Below are 23033 nucleotides of genomic sequence, written 5' to 3' on the forward strand. Positions count from 1 at the left end.
CGCACCCGAGACTGCTTCGTTCGCCTCGCGCTACTCCCGCTGCTGGGTCACCTGATCTCCGTTGTGTCGTCTGATCCTCCGCGCCGGGGCGATCAGGTGTCATGCCGACGGGCTGTGCGATCGCTTCGTCGCCTGATCGCCTCCATCATGTGGACGCCAATAGATCAGCTGACAGTGCCAGGCGAGTTTCGCCCGTTACGTCGTCTGATCATCAGTACCGGTAACGGCTAGGGCGCACGCCAGCCCCGGACGGTAAGAGCCCGAACCAGCGTCGAACCCACCATGGTGGCCCTGCTCCGGACCGCGAATGAGGTAAACCGCAACATGGTTCGGCGATCGAGGACGATCTCGTTGGCCCGATCGAGATCAGCGTCCCACGCGGTCACGTCCATGTGTGGCCGCCCGTCGACCTCGACTGCGAGGTCGTACTCCTCCCAATAGGCGTCGAGGAAGTAGCGACCGTCGTTGTGCCGGAGTACGCGCTGCCGTGCAGGCTCGGGCAACTGGAAGGCCCGGACGATCTGGGCGAACTCTCGCTCGGGCAGGGACGCGATGCCTCCGGCGGCGTCCTCGATGGTTTCCTCGATCAAGGCGTGGCGCAGGCATGGCCCGCGACTTGGCAATGCACCTCGCAACTGCGCCGGTGACACGAGACGCTGCTGAACGACGGCGAGAATGATGGCCCGCGCCTCGCCGTCGCAGACCGTCGAACTCGGCAGCTGTGAGACCGGCCAACGCCGATCTCGGTGGCGCGGCCTTCAACGCGACCAATTGCCGCTGGACGCGACCGAGCGGCCCGTTGTGCGACACGAAGACGTCGCGGCCCACTCGCTGCCACCGCCGCGTACGCACCTCGCGCTGCACGAATCGCGCGAACTCGGGTGGTACGTCCCGTCGATGAAGCACTCCGCCGTGGTCAGCGACCAGGCGAGCGAACTGCTCGTCGTCGAATCGTGCGGGGACATGTGCGGCTGTCACGGCAGCCAGGTTTGTCGTTGTGCTCCCTGCGTCCCAGGGGCAATCGCGGATTTGTGGACGACCTCCGAGGACCAGGTCGCCCTGTGGATATCGGCCTTCTCCCGCAGCCTGATCCGGCGACGTCACAGCGGCAAACGATCAGGAGACCTAACGCCGCGTCCTCCAGCGTTCTCACGCCTCGATGTCGCCTGATCATCGCGCGTCCACATGCTGGAGTCGATCAGGTGCCTCAACGGCCCAGGCGCCGCTGGCCCCATGCACCTGATCGTGCGCGTCGGGTTGATCAGGTGACGCAACGGCGATCAGGTGACCAAGCCGGGGTGGCTACTAGGCGGTGTCTGGTAGCATGCGACGCATGGTACCTGGCGATGGCCAGATCATGAGCAATCTCCGGCGCGGAGCGTTGGAGTACTGCATCCTCGCGCTCATCCGTGACGAAGAGCGGTACGGCCTCGACATCGCCCGCGAGCTGGCCGATGGCGTGCTGATGGCCGGCGAAGGCACCCTGTACCCGCTGCTGGCGCGGCTGCGCAAGGGCGGGCTGGTGGCGTCGTCGTGGCAGGAATCCGAATCCGGGCCGCCGCGCCGCTACTACCGGCTGACGCCTGACGGGCGCGCCGCGCTGGACGCGTTCGAGAAGACCTGGCCGCCGTTCCGCGACGCCGTCGACCGCGTCGTCGCGCCGGGGCGAGGGTGACCGCCATGGAGGAGCCCATGCTGACCGCCGCGCAGCACCAGCGCATCGACCGCTATCTGGCCGAGCTGTCCGGCGCACTCGGCGACCTGCCCGCGACCGAGCGCGAGGACGTCGTCGGTGGTGTCCGGGAGCACATCCAGGCGGCGCTGGCCGACCGCTCCACCGTCACCGACGCCGATGTGGACCAGGTGCTGCGGGCGCTGGGCGACCCGCTCACCATCGCCGCCACTGCCACCGGCGGCCGGGACGCTCCGATGCCGGAATCGGAGCGAGACGTCCCTGTCTTGCAGCGTGACTGGATTCCTGGCGCCGTGGTGGCGACATTGCTCCTCGGCCCGCTGATCCTGCCGTTCTTCGTCTCATTCGGCGGGATCCTCCTGCTGCCTCTGCTCCTGGTGGTCAGCTGGGCCGTGCTCTGGATTTCACCGCTGTGGACGGCATTGGAGAAGCTGGCCGGCTCGTTCCTGCTGCCGGCACTCGGCACGTCCCTCCTGTTCGGGCTCATCGGAGTCGGCTCCACCGAGACGTGCATGAGTTCCAGCTCCACGAACGGTGACACGAGCGAAGTGTGTACCACCGACGGCGGGGTGCTCGCTCCGGCCGCGGCCTGGGCCGTCCTCGTCGCAGCAGCCGTCGCGAGCATCGCCACCGCCGTCGTGCTCTACCGGAACGGCCGGCGGCGAGCCCAGATGAGGGGCGAGCGTCAGAGCTTCTCGACCGGGGCGTAGCGAAGCAGCAGGGTCTTCATGCCGGTCTCACCGAAGTCGACCGTGGCCTGGGTGTGCTCGCCGGAGCCGGACGTGGCGACGACGGTGCCTAGGCCGAACGCGTCGTGGGTCACCCGGTCGCCCGCAGACAGCATCAGAATGGGCCGCTTGCCGACACCAGCCGAGCGGCCGCTGACCGGCTGCCGGCGCGGAGGCGGCGGCGTGGTCCACTTGACCTGGTCGGCTTCGGTGCGCCGCCAGTCCATGAGCTCGTCGGGGATCTCACTGAGGAACCGGGACGCCGGGTTGTGCGCCGGCGAGCCCCACGCACTGCGCAGCAGGGCACGAGACAGGTAGAGCCGCTCGCGTGCCCGGGTGATGCCGACGTAGGCGAGCCGGCGCTCTTCCTCCAGCTCCTGGGCGTTGCCGCCGAGCGAGCGCTGGTGCGGGAAGACGCCGTCCTCCATGCCGGTCAGGAACACCACGGGGAACTCCAGGCCCTTCGCGGTGTGCAGGGTCATCAGCGTGACGACGCCCTCGTGGTCGTCGCCCTCGGGGATCTCGTCGGCGTCGGCGACCAGGCTGACCTGCTCGAGGAACCCGGTGAGCGAACCGTCGGAGTCCTCACCGGCCTCGTACTCACCGGCGACTGCGACCAGCTCGCGCAGGTTGTCGAGGCGGGTCTCGTCCTGGGGGTCGTCGGACTCCGACAGCTCCACCGCATACCCGGTGCGGTCGAGCGTCGCTTCCAGGACGGCGGCCGGTCCGACGCCGTCGTCGGCCAGGGCTCGCAGTTCGTCGGTGAGCTCGACGAACGCCTCGATGGCCTTAACCGACCGGCTGGCGATGCCGGGAGCGTCGGCGGCCCGGCGCAGGGCCTGCCCGAACGTGATGCCGTCGCGCTGGGCCAACGCCTCGACCATGGCTTCGGCGCGATCGCCGATGCCGCGTTTGGGGACGTTGAGGATGCGCCGCAGCGACACGGTGTCCTCGGGGTTGGCCAGGAACCGCAGGTAAGCCAGCGCATCGCGGATCTCGCGCCGCTCGTAGAACCGGGTGCCGCCGACCACCCGGTAGGGCAGGCCGACCCGGACGAAGATCTCCTCCAGCACCCGTGACTGGGCGTTGGTGCGGTAGAACACCGCGATGTCGCCGGCCTTGGCCAGGTCCTCGTCGGAGAGCCGGTCGATCTCGTCGGCGACGAACTGCGCCTCGGCGTGCTCGTCGTCGGCCACGTAGCCGACGATCTTCGCGCCGTCGCCGCTGTCGCTCCACAGTCGCTTGGCCTTGCGGCCGGCGTTGCGGGCGATGACGGCGTTGGCCGCGGACAGGATGGTCTGTGTGGAGCGGTAGTTCTGCTCCAGCAGGATGACCCGGGTATCGGGGAAGTCGGACTCGAACTGCAGGATGTTGCGGATCGTGGCGCCGCGGAAGGCGTAGATGGACTGGTCGGCGTCGCCGACGACGCACAGCTCGGCCGGTGGGACGGCCGGCGCGTCGGCATCGGCTTGCACGCCCGTACCGACCAGCTCGCGCACCAGCACGTACTGCGCGTGGTTGGTGTCCTGGTACTCGTCGACCAGGACGTGCCGGAACCGGCGGCGGTAGTTCTCCGCGACCTCGGGGAAGGCCTGCAGCAGGTGCACCGTCGTCATGATGAGGTCGTCGAAGTCGAACGCGTTGGCCTGGGTGAGCCGGCGCTGGTACAGCTCGTACGCCTCGGCGATCATGCGCTGGTGGTGGTTGTCGGCCTTGGCCAGGGCCGTCTCGTAGTCGATGAGCTCGTTCTTGAAGTTGCTGACCTCGTAGCTGAACTGCCGCGGCTGGTAGCGGCGCGGGTCGAGGTCGAGCTCGCGGCACACGAGTGTCATGAGCCGTTGGGAGTCGGCTTGGTCGTAGATGGAGAACGACGACGTGTAGCCGAAGTGCTTGGCCTCACGGCGCAGGATGCGCACGCAGGCGGAGTGGAACGTGGACACCCACATGATGGAAGCGCGCTTGCCGACGAGGTCGGCCACCCGCTCCTTCATCTCACCGGCGGCCTTGTTGGTGAACGTGATGGCCAGGATGGACCCGGGGTGCGCGTTACGCTCCCCCAGCAAGTAGGCGATGCGGCGAGTGAGGACCCTCGTCTTGCCCGAACCCGCCCCGGCGACGATGAGCAGCGGCGACCCCGCGTGCGTGACGGCCTCGCGCTGCGGACCGTTGAGACCGTCCACCAGCGCCTCAGGGTCCCGGGACCGTCGCTTCGCCGGCTTCTGCGGCACGTCAGCCGTGGTCAGGGTGAGGTCGTCGAAAAGGGCGCTCATGGCCGGCCTGTCACACTCGCCTTCCTGGTAGTTCAGCGCTTGGCCCACCCAGCCTATGCCCGACCGCCGACAGAGTCGGTCCGAACACGCTTACGAACGCCAGGTCGCGGACGATGCCTTCGCCCGGACCGATTGGAGGGCGGCCGTGGGGGCATGACGCGGGCCGGCGAGGGAATGACCCTGGGCGGGAGTGGTGATGCTGGTCGCCGGGTTCTCGCCGTACGGCACCTCCCACCAGGTGGTGTCGGCGGTCCTCGTCGCGCTCGCGGCTTGGCTGGTGGTCCGCGGCCGAACCCGGCGCGACACGCCCGCGGCGGACCGGCTCAGCAAGGCATTCGCCGTCGTCTTCCTCGCGGTGACGCTGCCGTTGCAGGTGTACTTCAACCTGCCGGCCCGCTTCGACGTCGGGCTCTCCCTGCCGATCCAGCTGTGCGACCTCGCCTGGCTGGCCGCGATCCACGCGCTGTTCACGCACCGGCGCTGGTCGGTCGCCCTGACCTACTACTGGGGTCTCACTCTGAGTGTCCAGCCCATCCTCACCCCTGACCTCGCCGCGGACTTCCCCGAGCCCGGCTTCGTCCTGTACTGGGCGATGCACGGCCTCACGGTGCTGGCCGCAGTGTTCCTGACGTGGGGGCTCGGGCTGACCCCGGACTGGCACTCGTACCGCCTGGCCGTCGCGGCGACCGCGGCGTGGGCGGCGACGGTGTTCGCGTTCAACCTGGCGGCCGACACCAACTACGGCTTCCTCAACGACAAGCCGGATTCGGCGTCGATCCTCGACCTGTTCGGCCCATGGCCGTGGTACCTCGTGGTCGAGGCGGTGCTCCTCGCCGGGGTGTGGGCGCTCATCACCTGGCCGTGGACGGCGAGGACACGGCGACCGGCCGCCGCGTGAAACCGTCAGCGCAGCTCCGCGCGTGCCTGGGCGACCTGCTCGTCGAGCCGGGCCCGGTAGGCGTCGAAGCGGTCCTGGTGCTGCGCGATCAGCTCGGCCTGGTACTCCGCCTCGACCTCGGACCACACCGGGATCAGCCCGGTGGACTCCTTGCAAGCGACGTCGGCCGTGGCGGTGGCGATCTCCTCGGCGCTCGCGGTGTCGGTGCGCCACCAAGTGGGGTCGTCGTTGGCGTCCATCGGCGCGTCGTACCGGTACCCGGCCTCGGCCATGCACGCCGACCACGCCCGGAACGCCTCGACAACGCGGGGGTCGGCCATGGCGCCGTGCCACGCGTCGGCCTGGACCTCCGACACCAGTTCCTCACCGGCACGTAAGGCGGCCTCGTCACCGGCTGTGGTGGCGGCCTCGGCCTGGTGCAGGCAACCGTCGGGAGCGCCGTCACCGGAGCCCACCAGCGCCGCGAGCTCGGGCTCGGTGTGCGACGCATAGAACTCCTCGCGCACGTCCGTGGTGTCCGGCGGGTGGTAACCGTGGCGCGCGGCGACGTCGGGGTCGGTGACGGAGTAACGGCGCTCATGCCGAGCGGAGGCGTCGTCGGCAACGGCCCGAGTGAACGGGAGCGGGTGGGCGTCGGCGGCATCGAACCCGCGCGCCTCGAAACACGCGATCACCGCGGCCTCGGCGGCCTGCCCCAGCACCTGGTCCTCCGCGGCCGAGAAGGCGTAGGCATCCAGCGGCAGCACGAGTGTGCCGGCCGGCGGGCTCGCCACCGAGTTCGCCGCTCGAGCGGCCGGGGCGGGGTCGGCGGGGACGGCGACGTCGTCGTCACCCTGGGAGCCTGCGCACGCGCCCATGGCAAGCAGCAACGGCGCGGCGAGCAGAATCGCGGAACGCGGGGTCATGCGGTGGCCTCTCGCCGGCGCCACCGTCAGCCGCACACCAGGGGCTTCTTGTGGCACCAGTTGAACGATGCGTTGTCGTTGTACGTGTCGCCGAGATTTCGCCACGTCAGCGGCGGCACGTCGTCAGCGGGGCCAGCATAACCGGAATTGAAGTAAACGCGCGCGGTGAAGTAGCCGTCGCGGTTGTTGACCGATGCGGCATTGTTCTTGACGCCGAGACCAGCGCCCTTACCGGGCGCAATATAGGCGTAGCGGGACAGATCCGGGACCCGATAGCGGAAATCGTGGTTCGCACCGCCGAGACCGGAGTTGTAGTAGAAGCACAGCTCGAGGCCCTCGCAACCACCGTCGTGCTCGGCGGCCGACGCCGGGGACGTCGCCACTCCCGCGAGCAGCACCCCGGACACGGTCAGCGCCGCGCCGATCCTGCTCAAGCGCCTCTTGAGGGTCACACGGGCCTCCTGTTCCGCGCCGGCCCCGCACCGGCGTCATCGGCTGCGTGCACACAGTATCGATGAACGCCGCCGACGCTGAAACGGCCCAGGGTCAGCGCCAGAACACCGCGACGACGACGTTGGCGGTGGTGAGTCCGAGCAGGGCGAAGAACATTCCGTCGGCAATGCTCGGCCGACGGCGGTTGATCCAGCACAGCACGGTGACGACCAGGGCGACCAGAAGTTTCACGCCGATCTTCGCGTGGTCGATGTCCTTGTCGAGCGACGAGATCGCCTCGGCCATTCCGACCATCGCCAGGCCGGTGACCACCTGCGTGAGGGCGCCGTGGAGCATCGCCATGTTCACCACCCGGCCGTCTCGGGCGCTCATTTGCACCATCAGCCCACCGAGCAGGCTGGCCAGTCCGAAGAAGTGCAGGACCAGCACGAGGTCGTAGACCAGCTCCATGATCACCTTTCTCGCGTCCGAGACCGGCCCACAGACTACTACGCCGCGTCGTACACAGGGTCGCCGGCCTGGCTCCGCGACGACGCGGCGGCGTGCACCCCCAGGCGTTCTCCCGCTTCAGCAGGCAAGCATTCCTGGTGGAGCGGGAACACCCATGGTCCACGTGATCATTTCCGGCCACGCCGGTGGTGGGGAGCGGTCAGACGAGGCGGCGGTCGGTGGCCCAGCGGGTGAGCTCGTAGCGGTTGGAGAGCTGGAGCTTGCGCAGCACCGCGGACACGTGCGTCTCGACCGTCTTGACCGAGATGAACAGCTCCTTGGCGATCTCCTTGTACGCGTAGCCGCGGGCGATCAGCCGCAGTACCTCGCGTTCGCGCTGGGTGAGGCGGTCGAGGTCATCGTCGACGGACGGCGCCTCGGTGCCGGCGAACGCGTCGAGCACGAAGCCAGCCAGCCGTGGCGAGAAGACGGCGTCGCCGTCGGCGACCCGGCCGATCGCCGCGACGAGGTCGTCGCCGGTGATGGACTTGGTGACGTAGCCGCGGGCGCCGGCGCGGATGGTGCCGATGACGTCCTCGGCGGCGTCGGAGACCGACAGCGCGAGGAACCGCACGCCCGGGGCCTTCGGGTGCACCTGCCGGATGACCTCACCGCCACCGCCGCCGGGCAGGTGCACGTCGAGCAGCACCACTTCGGGCGTGGTCTCGAGGATGACCTGCACCGCCTCCGCGGTGTCGGCGGCCTCGCCGACGACGTCGACCGACGGGGCCTGCGCCAGCTCGGCGCGCACTCCGGTACGGAACATCGCGTGGTCGTCCACGAGGACGACCGTCACCGGACCGGCGTCGGCCGGCCTGCCCTCGTCTGGCCTGGTCTCGCTCACGTGGATCTCCTCGTCGACAGTCGTACCTCGGTGCCCTCGCCGGGCGCGGATCGGATGGTGGCCTCGCCGCCGTGCCGCTCCATGCGCCCGATGACCGAGCGTCGCACACCGAGGCGGTCCTCCGGGACGGAGTCGGGGTCGAAACCGGCGCCACGGTCGCGGACGAAGACCTCGACGCCGTCGTCGCCGGCCTCGACGAAAATGTCGATCTTGTCCGCGCCGGAGTGCTTGGCGGCGTTGACAGTGGCTTCGCGGGCGGCCTTCAGGATGGCGCGGGCGGCGTCGTCGATCTCCGCGTCACCGACAGTGACCACTTCGACCGGGGTTCCGAAGGCGTCCTCGACCTCGGCGGCCATCTTGGTCAGCGCGGCCGCCAGCGACGAGCCGTCGTCGACGAGGTCGCTGTAGAGCCACGCCCGCAGGTCGCGTTCCTGGCTGCGGGCCAGCCGGACGACGGCGCGCTGGTCGTGTGCCTGCTTCTGGATGAGCGCCAGCGTCTGCAGCACGGAGTCGTGCAGGTGAGAGGCCATGTCGGCGCGTTCCTGCGAGACGATGCGGGCGCGCCGCTCGGTCTCGAGGTTGCGCCAGAGCTTCCACAGCCACGGGCCGGCGATCAGGCCGATGCCGACGAGGATGACCAGCACGCCGCCGATGGCGTCCATGGTGGCGTCGAACTGGCCCTGGCCGACGAGGAACACCACGACGCCCGCCACGACGACACCGGCGCCGGCCACCACCCGCATGACGGCGATCCAGCCGCCCTTGCCGGTGAGTGCGGCCAGCCACGGGACGTTCGGCGACAGCGCCGAGAACCGCTGCCGCTCCTGCTCGTCGGCGGCCCGCCACACGAGCGTCAGCCCTGCCGCGGCCAGTACCAGCGGCAGGAAGACACCCGGGCTGACCCCGAGCGGCGTCTGCTGCACCAGCAGCCACACGCCCGCACCGAGGACGACAAGCGCGGCCAGCTGCCCGAGGTCGCCGGTGCGCTGGGCCAGCGTGCGGCGCCCCCGTTTGCCAGTGCGGGTGGCCGCCGCGATGCCTGCCGGCGCTTCCTCGTCCGCTTCCCGTGCGACGGCCTGGTCGAGCGGGGTGAAGATCCACAGCGCGAGATAGAGCACGACGCCGAACCCGGAGACCGCGCTGAGCAGGCTGAACGCGATGCGTACGGCCAGTGGCTGCACCTTGAACTGGGCGGCGAGCGCGACCGCGACACCGGCGACCATGCGGCCGTCGGAGCGCCGGGCGAACTTCGGCGGCACGTCGGGGTCGGGGGCGGCGCCGGCGGCGCCCGCTCGCGGGGACCCGCCCATCCCGGCCCGGCCGGCGCTCCCCGTGTCCGGGCGTGCCGGGGCACCGGCGGCCGGGTGGGCAGCCGGAGGCGTCGGCACAGTGCTCATGACATCGATACTCACACGCGTGGGCGCGCGCCGCCATGAGGGACGACCCGGAGATCGGACCAGGGGCTGGTTCGGGGTCATCCCCGATGGCCCATGGCCCATGACGGCGGCATCATCGATGTCATGAGCAACGTGCCACCTGCCCCGCCCGCCGCGGAGCCGCAGCCGAGCGTCTCCGACGAGTTCCGGTCCCTGCGCCGCAGCCGGTCCGACCGTGTCGTCGCCGGCGTGCTCGGCGGCCTCGCCCGCCGGCTGGGCATCGACCCCGTCGTGCTGCGGGTGACCACCGTCGTGCTGGCCATCTTCGGCGGGGTCGGCGTGCTTCTCTACGCCGTGGCGTGGCTGCTGGTCCCGGCCGAGGGCGAGGACGGGTCGATCCTCGAGCAGGCACTGGGACGCGGCGAGGGCCGCAATCCGGGTACGACGCCGCTGGCGCTGCTGCTGGCGGTGGTCGGACTGATCTCGGGTATCGGCATCATCGCCGGCAACTGGGACGGCGGTGTGCTGCTCTTCCTCGCCGGCGCGGGTCTGTTCGTGCTGCTGCGCCGTCGCGACGACGACGGGCGCGACGACAGGCGCGTCGGTGAGCCGGCCGACCCGCAGCAGGCGTGGTTCGACGCACCCGGTGCGGCCGGCTACTCCCCGGCCGGAACGGCCGCGGCCGGCACCGGTGGCAGCCAGCAGGTGACCGCCCCGGTTCCGTCGGCGTCCACCAGCTCCGGCCCCGACGCCGGCACCACCCCCGATCTGGCGCCGCCCGGGACCGTCCCGACGACCGGTTGGCCGGACGGCCCGGACTGGGGTCCGCCGCCCCCGGTCGACCACCCCGAACCCGAAGCACAACCGCCGGCACCGGCCAAGCGGCGCTCGGCGCTCGGACCGATCACCGTCTGCACCGCCCTGGTGACCGTCGGCGTGCTCGCCGTCAACGACGCCTACTGGGCCGACTACCCGCCCGCGCTGTACATCGCGGCGCCGCTGGGCATCGTCGCGCTGGGTCTGCTGGTCGGGGCCTGGTACGGACGCTCCCGCGGACTCATCGCGCTGGGCATCCTGCTGATGCTGGCGCTGGTACCGGCCACGTGGGCGTCACAGTGGAACTACGACAACGTCGGCAACGCCACGTACACCTACGCGACCGCCGACCAGGTGCCCAGCGAGCCGCAGTCGTACGGCGCCGGCTCGATCCACTACGACCTGTCCGGCCTGACGCTGACCGCCGCCGACGAACCGGTGCACCTCTCCGTCGAACAGGGTGCGGGCGACCTCACCATCACCGTTCCGCGCGACGCCGACGTCACCGTGAACGTCTCCAGCGGAGCCGGAGACCTCAGAGTGCTCGGCGAGAACCGCGACGGCGTGGGCCAGGAGATCATCGATCTGATCGACGAGGGACCGGACGGCCCCGGCGGCGGCGAGATCGTGCTCGACGTGGAATTCGGCTTCGGCAGTGTCGAGGTGACCCGATGAAGCGCCACGACACCGATGTCACCTCCCTCGTTTTCGGACTTCTCTTCCTTGGAGTGAGCGCTATGTGGCCGTTCGTGCACTACGACGTGCTCGGCCTGTCCGGCCTGGAAGTCGCCATGCCGGTGCTGCTGGTCTCGATCGGCCTGGCCGGCCTGCTGGCCTCGCTCAGCAAGCTGCGCCGCGAGCGCGACCCGGAGCACTGACGCACGGCGGTCCCGCACCAGGCGTTCTCCCGCTTCATCAGGCAAGCATTCCTGGTGAAGCGGGAGCAGCCATGGTGGACGTGATCATTACGAGGCGTAGGCGGCGAGGTAGTCGGCGCGGGCCGCGACCGCCGTGTCGGGGTGGTCGGTGAGGATGCCGTCCACCCCGGCCACGAGGAAGACGCCCAGCTCGCCGTGAGCGTCGCCGTGCGTCGCCGCCTCGGGTCCGCGGCGCCGGTCGGCCGGCAGGAACGAGTTCTCGTTGCGGAAGCTCCAGGCATGCACCGCCATGCCGAGGGCGTGCGCGTCGGCCACCAGCCGGCCGGGTGGGCCCAGGCGGCCTTCCGGGTCCCGGGGCACCACGAGCGATTTGTGCACGCCCAGGGCCGAGGCGTACGTCGACACCTCACGCAGCCCCGTCGGGGTCAGCAGGTCCGCGTACCGGCGGCCGTCCTCGGCCCGTTCCCAGTCGTACGGGCGGCCGGTGATGTCGACCTTCTGCACCAGCGGGACCGACGTCCGGGCGGCCAGCCGGCGCAGGGCCGACGGCTCGCGGCTCTGCACCTGGATCGGCACGCCGGCGCGCTCCAGCCGGAACCCGCGCAGGGCGTCCAGGAGGGCGTCCTCGATCGAGAGGCCACGCTCGGCCAGGTAGGTCGGGTGCTTGAGCTCCGGGTACAGCCCGACCGCGCGACCACGGCGACGCCCGGCGTCCACGGCCAGCCGCACGACGTCGTCGAACGTGGGGATACGAAGCCGGTCGTAGGTCTGGTTGGCCGGCCGCAGCGCCGGGATGCGCTCCCGCGCCCACAGCGACCGCACCTCGTCGAGGGTGAAGTCGTCGACGAACCAGCCGGTCAGCTCGCGGCCGTCGACCAGCCGGCGACGCCGGCGGCCGGCGAACTCCGGGCGCTCGGCGACGTCCGTCGATGCCGACAGCTCAACGTCGTGCCGGGCGACGAGGACGCCGTCGGCGGTGAGCACGAGGTCCGGTTCGATGTAGTCGGCACCCTGGTCGGCGGCGAGCTGATATCCGGCGAGCGTGTGCTCGGGCCGGTATCCGCTCGCGCCGCGGTGCGCGATGACCAGCGGGCGCTGGCGGGCGAAGGTGTCCGACATGCGGCCAGGCTAAAAGCGCGCCGTGTCGGGTCGACCACACCGATCCGAATACGGCGTGACGTACACCCCAACGCCGCGGCGCAACCGGACAGCAGGGACGTACCCGGTCACTCCCACTCGATGGTGCCCGGCGGCTTGCTGGTGACGTCGAGGACGACTCGGTTGACCTCGCGCACCTCGTTCGTGATGCGGGTGGAGATGCGCTCGACGACGTCGTAGGGCAGCCGCGACCAGTCGGCGGTCATGGCGTCTTCGCTGGACACCGGCCGCAGCACGATCGGGTGACCGTAGGTGCGCCCGTCGCCCTGCACTCCGACCGAGCGGACGTCGGCCAGCAGCACGACCGGGAACTGCCAGACGTCGCGGTCGAGACCGGCCGCTGTGAGCTCGGCGCGCGCGATGGCGTCGGCCCGGCGCAGGACGGCCAGCCGCTCGGCGTCGACGGCGCCGACGATGCGGATGGCCAGCCCGGGGCCGGGGAACGGCTGCCGCCAGACCATCTCCGGCGGGAGGCCCAGCTGCTCGCCGACGGCACGGACCTCGTCCTTGAACAGGGTGCGCAGCGGCTCGATCAGGGTGAACTGTAGGTCGTCGGGCAGCCCACCGACGTTGTGGTGGCTCTTGATGTTGGCCGTGCCCTCGCCGCCGCCGGATTCGACGACGTCGGGGTACAGCGTCCCCTGGACGAGGAACTCAACGGAGTCGGCACCATCGTGACCGGCTCTGGCGACGATGTCGCGCGCGGCCTGCTCGAAGACGCGGATGAACTCGCGGCCGATGATCTTGCGCTTCTCCTCCGGGTCCTCGACACCTTTGAGCTGCGTGAGGAACCGGTCCGCGGCGTGGACGACGTGCAGGTCGACGCCGGTGGCAGCGACGTAGTCGCGCTCGACCTGCTCCGACTCGCCCTCGCGCATGAGCCCGTGGTCGACGTACACGCAGGTGAGTTGGTCGCCGATGGCGCGCTGCACGAGCGCGGCCGCGACCGCGGAGTCGACGCCGCCGGAGAGCGCGCAGATGACCCGCTTCTCTCCGACCGTGGATCGAACCGTCTCGACGGTCTCTTCCACGATGTTGACCATGGTCCACGTGGGCCGGGCGCCGGCGATGTCGTAGAGGAAGTGCTCCAGCACCGCCTGGCCGTGTTCGCTGTGCAGCACCTCCGGGTGCCACTGCACGCCCGCCAGGCCGCGCGCGGTGTCCTCGAACGCCGCGACCGGGGTCTCCGGGGTACCGGCCAGCACGGCGAAGCCGGCCGGCGCCTCGGTGACGGAGTCGCCGTGGCTCATCCACACGTTGGCACCGGAGTCGACCCCCTGCAGCAGGACGCCGGTCTGCTCGACGCTGACCTGGGTGCGGCCGAACTCCGACGTGCCGGTGCGCTGGACGGTGCCGCCGAGCGCGCGCGCCATGGCCTGGAAGCCGTAGCAGATGCCGAAGGCCGGCACCCCGGCCTCGAACAGCGTGGGATCGACCGCGGGCGCGCCCTCGGCGTACACGCTGGACGGCCCGCCCGACAGGATGATGGCCTTCGGCTGCCGGGCCAGCATCTGCTCGACCGGCATGGTGTGCGGGACGATCTCGGAGTACACCCGCGCTTCGCGCACCCGGCGCGCGATCAGCTGGGCGTACTGGGCGCCGAAATCGACGACGAGAACGGTGTCATGGGAAGTGTCGGCCACCTGCCCGAGCGTAGTGCAGACCTTGGCAGGAGGAGGCACCTCCGGTAGGGTCACCAGCGGTATTTACGGCCTGGACCGTAACCATTCTTCTGGAGGTTCCGCCGATGCGCCGTCGCCCGATCCTCACCGCGATCGCCACCGCTGCCCTCGCCGCCACGCTGGCCGGCCCGACACCCGCCGGAGCCGGGCCTCACTCCGTCGCCGGTCCCGACCCGGCGCAAGCCGCGCCCGAAGCCGCCGGAGGCGACCCCGTTTCTCTGGGCACGCCGCTCAACGACGTCAACCTGATCGGCGGCGCCGTCACCACCACCGCCGACGGCGTCCCGACCGTCTACGGCGTCACCACCGGCGAGCCGGCCCGGCTGACCGCGGCCGACGCCCGCACCGGCGAGATCCTGCTCACCACGCCGTTGCCCGGCGCCAGCTCGTCGTACAGCGTCGTCCCGACCGAATCCGGCGACGTCTACATCAGCGCCAACTCCAACGGCCGCCTCTACCGGCTGCCGCCCGGCGCGGACGCCGTCGAGGACCTCGGCCAGGTCGCAGCCGGCCAGACGTTCGCCTGGGACATCACCGAGGGCCCGGACGGGCGCATCTACGGCGTCACCTATCCCGGCGCCCGGCTCTACGCGTTCGACCCGGCCACCGGCGACTTCCAGGACTACGGCGCCGTCGCCGCCGACACGCAGCAGGCCCGCACCATCGCGTCGTACGGCGGCAAGCTCTACGTCGGCACCATGACCCGGGCACACCTCTTCGAGATCGATCCGGCCACCGGTGACAGCCGGGAGATCGACCTGCCCGCGGCCTCCAACCCGGAGAACGAGCTGACCTCGGTGTTCGACGTCAACGTGGCCGGCGACGCCCTCTACGTGCGCATCGGGACCGATATCAAGTACTCCCCGCTCTACGCCTACGACCCCGCCACCGGGGCCTGGGGCGCGTCACTGGACACCGTCGCCGGACTCGAGCTGCCGGCCCCGGGCCCGGGCGGCGAGCTCTATGTGATGCGGAACAACGCCCTCACCGCCTGGGACCCGGCCACGGGGACCGCCACCGAGACGCCGCTGCGCTACGAAGGCCGCGTCTACAACTACCGGGGCGTGGGCTGGGTGGACCTCGGCGACCCGGAGTGGCCCGGCCTCACGCTGACCGGCTTCTTCTGGCGCGGTGAGCTGTGGAGGTACAACCCGCAGACCGGCCGCGGCGAGGTGGTGCCCACCGCGGTTCCCGGCGAGCCGATCGAGATCGTGTCGCTCGAGCCGGCCAGCGGCGGCGGCGTGTGGGCCGGCGGCTTCCTCGGCGGCTTCGGGCTCGTCGACATCGAGACCGGCACGTCCCGGTTCAATCGCTTCTCCCAGACGGAGTACCTCTACGACGACGGCGAGTCCGTCTTCGTCGGCGCGTATCCCGACGCCCGCGGCTACCGGTACGACCCGGACGCGGCGTTCAACGACCCCGACTACGCGCCCGGCGCGCCCGGCACCCCGGTCAACCCGGTCAAGCTGTGGGACTTCAAGCAGCACACGCAGAACCCGCAGGACCGGGTGTTCGCGATGCTGCCGGTCGGCGACACGGTGCTCGCGGCGACCGGCCCGAAGGGCTCGACGTTCGGTGGCTCGCTGGCGGTCTCGGACCTCGCCACCGGCGAGACGCGCTTCCTCGACGACCTCTCCCCGGACCGGGCGCTGACGTCGCTGGCCGCCGACGACGACGCGACGGTGTACGCGGGCAGCTGGGTCTACGGCGGCACCGGCAGCCCGGCACCGGTCCAGGACGAGGGCACCGTGCTGGCCTTCGACCCGGCCACCGGGGACGTGCGCTGGCAGACCTCCCCCGTCGAGGGCGCGCCGAGCTATGTCGCGACGATGTTCGACGCCGCCGGCCGGCTGTGGACGCTGGCCGGGTCCACGCTGGCCGAGATCGACCCCGAGACCGGCGCCGCCCTGCGCACCGTCCAGCTCGGCGACCCGATCGCACCGGGCCGCAGGACCTGGCCACACCAGGCCGGCATCATCGAGCCGGTGCCCGGGGCCGACGCACTCTACGTCTCCGTCGGCGGCCGGCTGTACCGGGTCGCGGGTGAGTCCGGCTCCGTCGAGGATCTTGGCGCGTTCCGCTACTCGTCGTTCACGGTCCTCGACGACGGCACGCTGGCGATGGCCTCCGGGCCGGAGCTGCTCCGCTGGACCCCGCCGGCACCGGACGTCACGGCGCCGCAGGTCACGGTGGACGTGACCCACGTCGACGGCGACTGGCGGCCCTACCTCGAGATCACCGCCGACGACGGCGACGGCAGCGGCGTGGCGTCGGTCGAGTACCGCCTGGACGGCGGTGCGTGGACGCCGTACTCCGAGCCGGTGCGGCTGCGGCCCGGACGGCACACCGTCGAGGTCCGCGCGGTGGACGTTGCCGGGAACACGACGACGGTGACCGAGCGGATCGTGGCGCGGCCCGACCCGACCCGGTGATCGAACGGGCGCTGCTACCCGCCCGGGGTAGCAGCGCCCGGCCGGTCAGGGGAGGCGAGCGGGCGGAAAACCAGGTGCACCCTGTCGGTGCCGGTTCGTACTGTTGGATCTCGTGCGCGCCCTTCCCTTCGCCGACCCCGGCATCCCTGACACCAGCTCCCGCGGCAGGTTCCTGGCCTGGCTGGCGCGGGCGCAGTGGCGCACCCTCGTCGTCGGCGCGTTCTTCGGCATCACCTGGATGCTCTCCCAGGCGCTGATGCCGTGGGCCATCGGTCACGGCATCGACGGCATCATCGCCGACGACACCTCCTCCACCGCTCGCTGGGCCGCGCTGGTCGCCGCGCTGGGCGTCATCCAGGCGCTGGCCGGGGTGGCACGGCACCGTGCGTCGGTGGCCAACTGGCTGTACGCGGCGTTCCGCGTCATCCAGCTGGTCACCCAGCACACCGCCCGCACCGGGCCGGCCATCCCGAAGACCATGCCCACCGGCGAGGTCGCGGCGACGGTCTCCAGCGACTCCATGCACATCGGCCACGCCATGGAGGTCGTGCCCCGCTTCGCCGGTGCCATCGTGTCCTACGTCGTCGTGTCCGGCATCGTGCTGACCACATCGGTCCCGCTCGGGCTCATGGTGCTCATCGGCGTGCCGGTCCTGGTGCTCGCCATGGGCCCGCTCATCCGGCCGTTGCAGGAACGGCAGCGCAAGCAGCGTGAGGCGCTCGGCGACCTCACCGCGCTCGGCGCGGACACCGTGGCCGGGCTGCGGGTGTTGCGCGGCATCGGCGGCGAGCGGGTCTTCACCCGCCGGTACACCGAACGGTCCGAGACCGTCCGCGGTGCCGGCGTGAAGCTCGCGAGCACCCAGGCGCTGCTCGACGCGGTCCTGGTGCTGCTGCCGGGCATCTTCCTGGTGCTGCTCACCTGGGTGGGCGCCCGGCTGGTGCTGGACGGCACCGTCGAGCCCGGCGCGCTGGTCGCCCTGTACGGGTACGCGTTCTTCCTGCTGATGCCGGTTCGCACCGCCGGTGAGATGGCGTTCGCCGTCACCCGCGCGTTCGTCGCCGCTCGCCGGGTGCTCGCGGTGCTCGCCGTCGAACGCGAGGTTGTCGACGGCACCGCCGTCGTCACGTCCCCGGCACTGTCCGGCACGACGGACGCGGCGCCGCCCGCTGCGCTGGTCGACGAGGTCACCGGTCTGCGAGTCGAACCCGGCTCGCTCACCATGCTGGTGTCCGACGAGCCGACGTTCACCGCCGCGCTGGCCGACCGCCTGGGCCGGCTGGTCCCCGACAGCGGTGTCCGGCTCGGTGGCGTCCCGCTCGACGAGCTCCCGGTCGAGGCGATCCGCCGCCGGGTCGTCGTCAGTGACCCGGAACCGACGCTGTTCACCGGCACCCTGCGCGGCGGCCTCGACCCACACGGCCGGCACGACGACGCCGCGCTCACCGCCGCCATGCGGGCCGCGTCGGCCGGCGACGTCCTCGAGACCCTGCGCGACGGCCTCGACTCCTTGGTCGAGGAGCGCGGCCGGTCGCTGTCGGGTGGTCAGCGCCAGCGCGTGTCGCTGGCGCGGGTGCTGGTCGGCGACCCCGAGGTGCTGGTGCTGGTCGAACCCACCAGCGCGGTCGACGCGCACACCGAGGCCGCCATCGCCCAGCAGCTGCGCGGCGCCCGGGCCGGGCGCACCACCGTCGTGGTCACGGCCAGCCCACTGATGCTGGCCGTCGCCGACACCGTCGTCTGGTTCGACGACGGCCGGCCGGCCGCCAGCAGCACCCACGACGACCTCATGAGCACCGTCCCCGCCTACCGCCGCACCGTCACCCGAGAGGAGGAGCCCGCATGAGCACGGCGCCGACCACGGCCCCGACGGCGAGAAGTGCCTCGACCGCCCTACCGGTCTCGTCGCCCGCCGAGGTGCGCCAGGAGGCTCGCCTCCTGTTCCGCCGGCACCGCAGCGCGCTGTCCATCGCGCTCGGTGTGCACGTGCTGGCCGCGGCCGCCGGCCTGGCCGGCCCGTTCCTGCTGGGCCGCATGGTCGACGGCGTCACTCAGGGCACCAGCACCGCCCGCATCGACGTGCTGGCCGCCACCCTGGCCGGATTCATCATCGTCCAGGCGCTGCTCACCCGGGTTGCCATCAGGCGCTCGCTGGTGCTCGGCGAGCAGGTCTTCGGCGAGCTGCGCGAGTCGTTCATCGCCCGGGTCCTGCACCTGCCCCTGTCCACGGTCGAGCGGGCCGGCACCGGCGACCTGGTGGCCCGCACCACCGGCGACATCGACGCGCTGTCGCGGACCGTGCGTTTCGCGGTGCCGGAGATCCTGGTCGCCCTGGTCACGACGGTGCTGACGCTCGCCGCGGCGGCGATCGCGGGCCCGCTGGTGGCCGCCGGCGCCATCGTCGGGGCGCCGCTGCTGTTCCTCGGCACCCGCTGGTACCTCAAGCGGGCTCGCGACGGCTACCTGTGGGAGCGCGCGTCCTACGCGACGCTCAACGGCACGGTCACCGAGACCGTCGACGGCGCCCGCACCATCGAGGCGCTCGGGCTGGCCGGCGTGCGCATCACGCGCATCGACGACGACCTGCGCGAGGCGTACGCGGCCGAGCGGCGCACGCTGTACCTGCGCAGCGTCTGGTTTCCGACCGCCGAGATGGCCTACGTGCTGCCCGTCGTGGCGACGCTGGCCTGGGGCGCGTGGCTGGCCTCGAACGGGCACGCCACCGTCGGCCAGGTCACCACGGTGGTGCTCTACATGGTGCAGATCGTCGACCCGGTCGACCGGCTGGTCTCCTGGCTCGACGAGCTGCAGGTGGGCATGTCCTCGTTCGCGCGGGTGGTCGGCATCGGCAACGTGCCGCCGGATCGGTACCCCACCGGCGCGCAGCCCGACGGCGACGACATCCGCGCCGCCGACGTCCGCTACGCCTATGTCGAAGGGCAGGACGTGCTCCACGGGGTGTCGCTGGACTTGAAACACGGCGAACGGCTGGCCATGGTCGGGCCGTCCGGCGCGGGCAAGTCCACCCTGGGACGGCTGCTGGCCGGCATCCATCCGCCACGCACCGGCCGGGTCGAGGTCGGCGGCGTCCCGCTGGTCGACCTCGAGGTCGACCAGCTACGCCGCGAGGTCGTCCTGGTCACCCAGGAACACCACGTGTTCGTGGGGACGCTGCGGGACAACCTGGCGCTGGCCGCGCCCGACGCGTCCGACGACGAGCTGCGGCGCGCCCTGGCCGCCGTCGACGCCCTGGAGCTCGCCGACGCCCTGCCCGAGGGCCTCGACACCGTCGTCGGCTCCGGCGGGCATCCGGTCGGACCGGCGTTCGCGCAGCAGCTCGCGCTGGCCCGCATCGTCCTCGCCGACCCGCACACGCTGGTGCTCGACGAGGCCACGTCGCTTCTGGACCCGCGGGCGGCCCGGCACCTAGAGCGGTCCCTGTCAGCGGTGCTGCACGGACGCACGGTCATCGCAATCGCGCACCGCCTGCACACCGCACACGACGCGGACCGGGTCGCCGTCGTCGAGGGCGGTCAGATCGCGGAGCTCGGCTCGCACGACGAGCTGGTGGCCGAGGGCGGCGCCTACGCAGCGCTCTGGGAGTCGTGGCACGGCACCCCCGCCCCGGCCGCCCACAAATGATCACGTCCACCATGGGTGTTCCCGCTTCACCAGGAATGCTTGCCTGCCGGAGCGGGAGTTCGCCTGCCGCTGGCCGCCTGGCCGCGTGCGACGGTTGCCCGGCTGGAGGGTTGCCGTTGGGGCGCGGCGGACCGATGGTGCGGTTCGCGCCTTGGTACGCGACATCGCTCCTCGAACCGGGACAAACTGGACTCTCGAGCGATGAGTTCGCGTGCCAAGGCGCCGATATCGCGTGCCAAGGTGCGCGAGCGACTCCGCCCCAGGGCATGGGACGGCGCCTGCGAGAGTCCCGCGGCCAGTCGGTCACCCCCGCCCGCATGCGTCGTCGCCGGGGTCACGTAGCGGGCCTTCGGGTCACGTCCTCGCCTCGAAGGCCGTACCGGACGGCGAGAACGCCAGAGTCCGACCGCGTCGCGTGTGACGTGACCCGAAACGGTGCCACAGTAGGCGCGGCAACCTGGTCTGCGAGCCACCACCGGGAACGACGATGTGAAGCTCGCCGAGTGTGCGACGAGGCAGGCAATCGGCTCCCCGGACGTGACGCCCACGGATGCGTCAGAAGAGCCACAAATGATCACGTCCACCATGGGTGTTCCCGCTTCACCAGGAATGCTTGCCCGGTGAAGCGGGAACTCACCACACCGCTGGAAGCGAACCGCTAGCAGCGCTAGTTGTCCTGACGAAGCCGCCGACGCGGCCCGGACCATCGCCGCCCGGTCCGCGGTCACGGCCGAGGACGTCACCGCCGCACTCGACGAGATCCGCGAGGCGCGTGGGTGATCGTTCTCGACACGTCCGCACTGGTGGAGTTCCTCGTAGGCGCCGATGCCGTCGCAGAGCGGGTCCGCGCGGCCGTCTCGTCGGCGAGCAACTTGCCGCGCCCCATGCCGTCGACCTCGAGTGCGCGTCGACCCTGCGTGACCTGGTCCGCGGCGGCAAGCTGCCAGCCGCCGAGGCACGGCGTGCCCTAAACCTGATCGGCCAGATGAATATGCGGCGCTACGAGCACACCGCCCTGTTGCCGCGCATCTGGGAACTGCGGGACAACCTGCGGCCCTACGACGCGGCCTACATCGCCCTCGCCGAAACGCTGCAGGCCGACCTCGTCACCGTGGACCGCACACTCGCGGCGGCCCCCGGCACACGATGCCGGATCCGCGACCTGCGTAGCGCCTGAGTCAGGGGCGGCCGAGGCGGCGCATGACACGCAGGGACCTGGTCATCAGCTCCGCGAACGTGTCGTAGTCCATGCCCGGCAGCGGGGTGATGCCGTGGCCGCGCTGCACGGCGATGGCCTGTGTCTCGGTGTAGCGCAGGATGCCCTCACGGCCGTGCCGGCGGCCCAGCCCCGACCACCCCACGCCGCCGATCGGCAGGTCGTGGCTGCCCCACGCGGCGGCGTAGCCCTCGTTGACGTTGACGACGCCGGAGCGCAGCCGCCGGGCGACGGCCAGTCCGCGGCGCACGTCCCCGGTCCACACGCTGGCGTTGAGCCCGAACGGGGTGTCGTTGGCCAACTCGACGGCCTCGTCGTCGCTGCCGACGGTGTGGACGGCGACGACGGGGCCGAAGGTCTCGCCGTCGGCGGCCAGCATGCCGGGCCGGACGCCGTCGAGCACCGTGGGCTCGTGGAACCAGGGACCGAGGTCGGGCCGGGCCCGGCCACCGGCCAGCACCCGGGCGCCCTTGGCGACGGCATCGCCGACGTGCGCGGTGGCCTTGTCGAGCTGGGCCTGCGACATCAGCGAGCCCATGTCGCGCGAGTAGTCGAACGCCGCGCCGAGCCGCAGCCCGTCGACCCGGGCCAGGAAGCGCTCGAGGAACGGCCCGCGGATGGGGGCGGCGACGTAGAGGCGCTCCATCGACATGCACAGCTGCCCGGCGTTGGAGAAGCAGGCACGGACGGCGGATTCGGCGGCCCGGTCGAGGTCGGCGTCGTCGAGGATCAGCATCGGGTTCTTGCCGCCGAGCTCCAGTGACGCGCCGACCAGCCGCTCCCCCAGCCGGGCCGCGACGATCCGGCCGGTGGAGGTGGAACCGGTGAAGGAAACGTAGTCGGCGTGTTCGACCACCGCGCCGCCGATGACGGGGCCGTCGCCGGACACGATCTGCCACAGCGCTTCGGGCAATCCGGCCTCGATGGCGATGGACCGGGCCAGCAGTGCCGTCAGCATGGCTTGCTGGTCCGGCTTGTGCAGCACGGCGTTGCCGGCCGCGAACGCCGGCAGGCAGTCGGAGATGGCCAGCGTCAGCGGGTAGTTCCACGGCGAGATGACGCCGACGACGCCCTTCGGTCGGTGCGCCTCCACCGCCCGGGTCAGCCCCGGGATCAGCCCGACCCGGCGGCGCTCGCGCAACACCTGCGGCCCGCGCGCGGCCACATAACGGGCGGCCAGCGCGACGTCCGCCACCTCTTCGAAGGCGTCGCGGCGGGCCTTGCCGGCCTCGGCCTGCACGAGGTCGGCGATCTCGGCACGCCGGTCGAGCACGAGGTCGTGGATGCGCCCGATGATGCGGACCCGCTCGACCACCGGCCGGGCGGCCCAGCCGTGCGCGGCGTCGCGGGCCGCGGCGGCCGCCGTCGCGACGTCCTCGACGGTGGAGACGGGCACTTCGGCGAGCGGTTGGGCGGTGAACGGCGCGACGGTGGCGGCCCGTTCGGCCCGCGGCCGGGCGACCACGCCGTCGACCAGTTGGTCGAGGAGATGCTGGTCGACGACGCCGTCGACGCTCACGGTGCTGCTCATCGCGACCAGCCTACGACCTGGA

The 23033-nt window shown here is 71.5% G+C and carries 19 protein-coding genes; 9 read left to right on the forward strand and 10 right to left on the reverse strand.

Annotated elements, in window-relative coordinates; all coding sequences use genetic code 11:
- Positions 1-227: 227 nt before the first annotated feature.
- On the reverse strand, positions 228-590 hold the full coding sequence (locus JIAGA_RS31800; protein WP_051426410.1) for a hypothetical protein: 363 nt from the start codon (positions 588-590) through the stop codon (positions 228-230).
- A gap of 743 nt (positions 591-1333) precedes the next feature.
- Between JIAGA_RS31800 and JIAGA_RS0122565 the strand changes: the two genes are divergently transcribed.
- Both JIAGA_RS0122565 and JIAGA_RS0122570 read left to right on the forward strand, forming a co-directional pair.
- The gene (locus JIAGA_RS0122565; protein ID WP_026877393.1) at positions 1334-1675 is read left to right on the forward strand and encodes a PadR family transcriptional regulator; all 342 of its coding nucleotides are present in this window, start codon (positions 1334-1336) and stop codon (positions 1673-1675) included.
- A gap of 5 nt (positions 1676-1680) precedes the next feature.
- On the forward strand, positions 1681-2403 hold the full coding sequence (locus JIAGA_RS0122570) for a DUF1700 domain-containing protein (protein ID WP_157553432.1): 723 nt from the start codon (positions 1681-1683) through the stop codon (positions 2401-2403).
- On the opposite strand, the gene pcrA is transcribed toward JIAGA_RS0122570, so the two are convergent.
- Positions 2379-4691: a DNA helicase PcrA gene (pcrA, locus tag JIAGA_RS0122575; protein ID WP_026877395.1), complete on the reverse strand. Its 2313-nt coding sequence runs from the start codon at positions 4689-4691 to the stop codon at positions 2379-2381. The genes JIAGA_RS0122570 and pcrA overlap by 25 nt on opposite strands.
- Before the next feature lie 196 nt (positions 4692-4887).
- On the opposite strand from pcrA, the gene JIAGA_RS0122580 reads away from it, so the two are divergent.
- Entirely contained in the window at positions 4888-5589 is a 702-nt protein-coding gene (locus JIAGA_RS0122580; protein ID WP_026877396.1) for a YwaF family protein, read from the forward strand.
- A 5-nt stretch (positions 5590-5594) separates the two neighbouring features.
- Here the strand turns inward: JIAGA_RS0122580 and JIAGA_RS0122585 are convergent, their stop codons facing one another.
- The 5 genes from JIAGA_RS0122585 to JIAGA_RS0122605 all read right to left on the reverse strand — a co-directional run bounded on the left by JIAGA_RS0122585 (position 5595) and on the right by JIAGA_RS0122605 (position 9677).
- Complete coding sequence (locus JIAGA_RS0122585; protein WP_157553434.1) at positions 5595-6494, reverse strand: hypothetical protein; 900 nt, start codon at positions 6492-6494, stop codon at positions 5595-5597.
- A 26-nt stretch (positions 6495-6520) separates the two neighbouring features.
- A complete protein-coding gene (locus JIAGA_RS0122590; RefSeq protein ID WP_026877398.1) occupies positions 6521-6946 on the reverse strand; it encodes a peptidase inhibitor family I36 protein in 426 nt (141 codons plus the stop codon).
- Between the two features lie 94 nt (positions 6947-7040).
- Positions 7041-7397, reverse strand: a complete 357-nt coding sequence (locus tag JIAGA_RS0122595) for a hypothetical protein (protein ID WP_026877399.1) — start codon at positions 7395-7397, stop codon at positions 7041-7043.
- Positions 7398-7596: 199 nt separating this feature from the next.
- Positions 7597-8280: a LuxR C-terminal-related transcriptional regulator gene (locus JIAGA_RS0122600; protein ID WP_051426411.1), complete on the reverse strand. Its 684-nt coding sequence runs from the start codon at positions 8278-8280 to the stop codon at positions 7597-7599.
- Positions 8277-9677, reverse strand: a complete 1401-nt coding sequence (locus tag JIAGA_RS0122605) for an ATP-binding protein (protein ID WP_157553436.1) — start codon at positions 9675-9677, stop codon at positions 8277-8279. Before JIAGA_RS0122605 ends, JIAGA_RS0122600 begins: the two co-directional genes overlap by 4 nt.
- Positions 9678-9800: 123 nt before the next feature.
- On the opposite strand from JIAGA_RS0122605, the gene JIAGA_RS0122610 reads away from it, so the two are divergent.
- Both JIAGA_RS0122610 and JIAGA_RS34790 read left to right on the forward strand, forming a co-directional pair.
- The gene (locus tag JIAGA_RS0122610) at positions 9801-11147 is read left to right on the forward strand and encodes a PspC domain-containing protein (protein ID WP_169738926.1); all 1347 of its coding nucleotides are present in this window, start codon (positions 9801-9803) and stop codon (positions 11145-11147) included.
- Positions 11144-11350, forward strand: coding sequence for a hypothetical protein (locus JIAGA_RS34790; RefSeq protein ID WP_157553438.1), 207 nt, complete (start codon positions 11144-11146; stop codon positions 11348-11350). Before JIAGA_RS0122610 ends, JIAGA_RS34790 begins: the two co-directional genes overlap by 4 nt.
- 87 nt (positions 11351-11437) lie before the next feature.
- On the opposite strand, the gene JIAGA_RS31805 is transcribed toward JIAGA_RS34790, so the two are convergent.
- Together JIAGA_RS31805 and guaA are read right to left on the reverse strand one after the other, a co-directional pair.
- Complete coding sequence (locus JIAGA_RS31805) at positions 11438-12469, reverse strand: glycerophosphodiester phosphodiesterase family protein (RefSeq protein WP_051426412.1); 1032 nt, start codon at positions 12467-12469, stop codon at positions 11438-11440.
- Positions 12470-12576: 107 nt separating this feature from the next.
- Positions 12577-14151 (reverse strand): glutamine-hydrolyzing GMP synthase, encoded by a 1575-nt coding sequence (gene guaA / locus JIAGA_RS0122625; protein WP_026877403.1) that lies wholly within the window; start codon positions 14149-14151, stop codon positions 12577-12579.
- A 104-nt stretch (positions 14152-14255) separates the two neighbouring features.
- On the opposite strand from guaA, the gene JIAGA_RS31810 reads away from it, so the two are divergent.
- The 4 genes from JIAGA_RS31810 (at position 14256) to JIAGA_RS36245 (ending at position 21441) form a co-directional block, all read left to right on the forward strand.
- Positions 14256-16622: an OmpL47-type beta-barrel domain-containing protein gene (locus JIAGA_RS31810; RefSeq protein ID WP_051426413.1), complete on the forward strand. Its 2367-nt coding sequence runs from the start codon at positions 14256-14258 to the stop codon at positions 16620-16622.
- 112 nt (positions 16623-16734) lie between these two features.
- Entirely contained in the window at positions 16735-18468 is a 1734-nt protein-coding gene (locus JIAGA_RS0122635; protein WP_026877404.1) for an ABC transporter ATP-binding protein, read from the forward strand.
- A complete protein-coding gene (locus JIAGA_RS0122640) occupies positions 18465-20264 on the forward strand; it encodes an ABC transporter ATP-binding protein (protein WP_051426414.1) in 1800 nt (599 codons plus the stop codon). The genes JIAGA_RS0122635 and JIAGA_RS0122640 overlap by 4 nt, the downstream gene beginning before the upstream one ends.
- A gap of 772 nt (positions 20265-21036) precedes the next feature.
- Positions 21037-21441: a type II toxin-antitoxin system VapC family toxin gene (locus JIAGA_RS36245; RefSeq protein ID WP_342673668.1), complete on the forward strand. Its 405-nt coding sequence runs from the start codon at positions 21037-21039 to the stop codon at positions 21439-21441.
- Position 21442: 1 nt separating this feature from the next.
- Here the strand turns inward: JIAGA_RS36245 and JIAGA_RS0122650 are convergent, their stop codons facing one another.
- Entirely contained in the window at positions 21443-23011 is a 1569-nt protein-coding gene (locus JIAGA_RS0122650; protein ID WP_051426415.1) for a succinic semialdehyde dehydrogenase, read from the reverse strand.
- Between the last annotated feature and the right edge of the window lie 22 nt (positions 23012-23033).

This window comes from Jiangella gansuensis DSM 44835 (assembly GCF_000515395.1).
Lineage (GTDB): Bacteria > Actinomycetota > Actinomycetes > Jiangellales > Jiangellaceae > Jiangella > Jiangella gansuensis.

Bases quoted from the DNA above. Each gene is read 5' to 3' on its own strand.
- JIAGA_RS31810 (WP_051426413.1), top strand. From the start codon at position 14,256: ATGCGCCGTCGCCCGATCCTCACCGCGATCGCCACCGCTGCCCTCGCC.
- JIAGA_RS0122565 (WP_026877393.1), top strand. From the start codon at position 1,334: ATGGTACCTGGCGATGGCCAGATCATGAGCAATCTCCGGCGCGGAGCG.
- JIAGA_RS0122585 (WP_157553434.1), bottom strand. From the start codon at position 6,494: ATGACCCCGCGTTCCGCGATTCTGCTCGCCGCGCCGTTGCTGCTTGCC.
- JIAGA_RS0122650 (WP_051426415.1), bottom strand. From the start codon at position 23,011: ATGAGCAGCACCGTGAGCGTCGACGGCGTCGTCGACCAGCATCTCCTC.
- JIAGA_RS0122580 (WP_026877396.1), top strand. From the start codon at position 4,888: ATGCTGGTCGCCGGGTTCTCGCCGTACGGCACCTCCCACCAGGTGGTG.
- JIAGA_RS0122640 (WP_051426414.1), top strand. From the start codon at position 18,465: ATGAGCACGGCGCCGACCACGGCCCCGACGGCGAGAAGTGCCTCGACC.
- JIAGA_RS34790 (WP_157553438.1), top strand. From the start codon at position 11,144: ATGAAGCGCCACGACACCGATGTCACCTCCCTCGTTTTCGGACTTCTC.
- JIAGA_RS0122595 (WP_026877399.1), bottom strand. From the start codon at position 7,397: ATGGAGCTGGTCTACGACCTCGTGCTGGTCCTGCACTTCTTCGGACTG.
- pcrA (WP_026877395.1), bottom strand. From the start codon at position 4,691: ATGAGCGCCCTTTTCGACGACCTCACCCTGACCACGGCTGACGTGCCG.
- JIAGA_RS0122610 (WP_169738926.1), top strand. From the start codon at position 9,801: ATGAGCAACGTGCCACCTGCCCCGCCCGCCGCGGAGCCGCAGCCGAGC.
- JIAGA_RS31805 (WP_051426412.1), bottom strand. From the start codon at position 12,469: ATGTCGGACACCTTCGCCCGCCAGCGCCCGCTGGTCATCGCGCACCGC.
- JIAGA_RS0122605 (WP_157553436.1), bottom strand. From the start codon at position 9,677: ATGAGCACTGTGCCGACGCCTCCGGCTGCCCACCCGGCCGCCGGTGCC.
- JIAGA_RS0122570 (WP_157553432.1), top strand. From the start codon at position 1,681: ATGGAGGAGCCCATGCTGACCGCCGCGCAGCACCAGCGCATCGACCGC.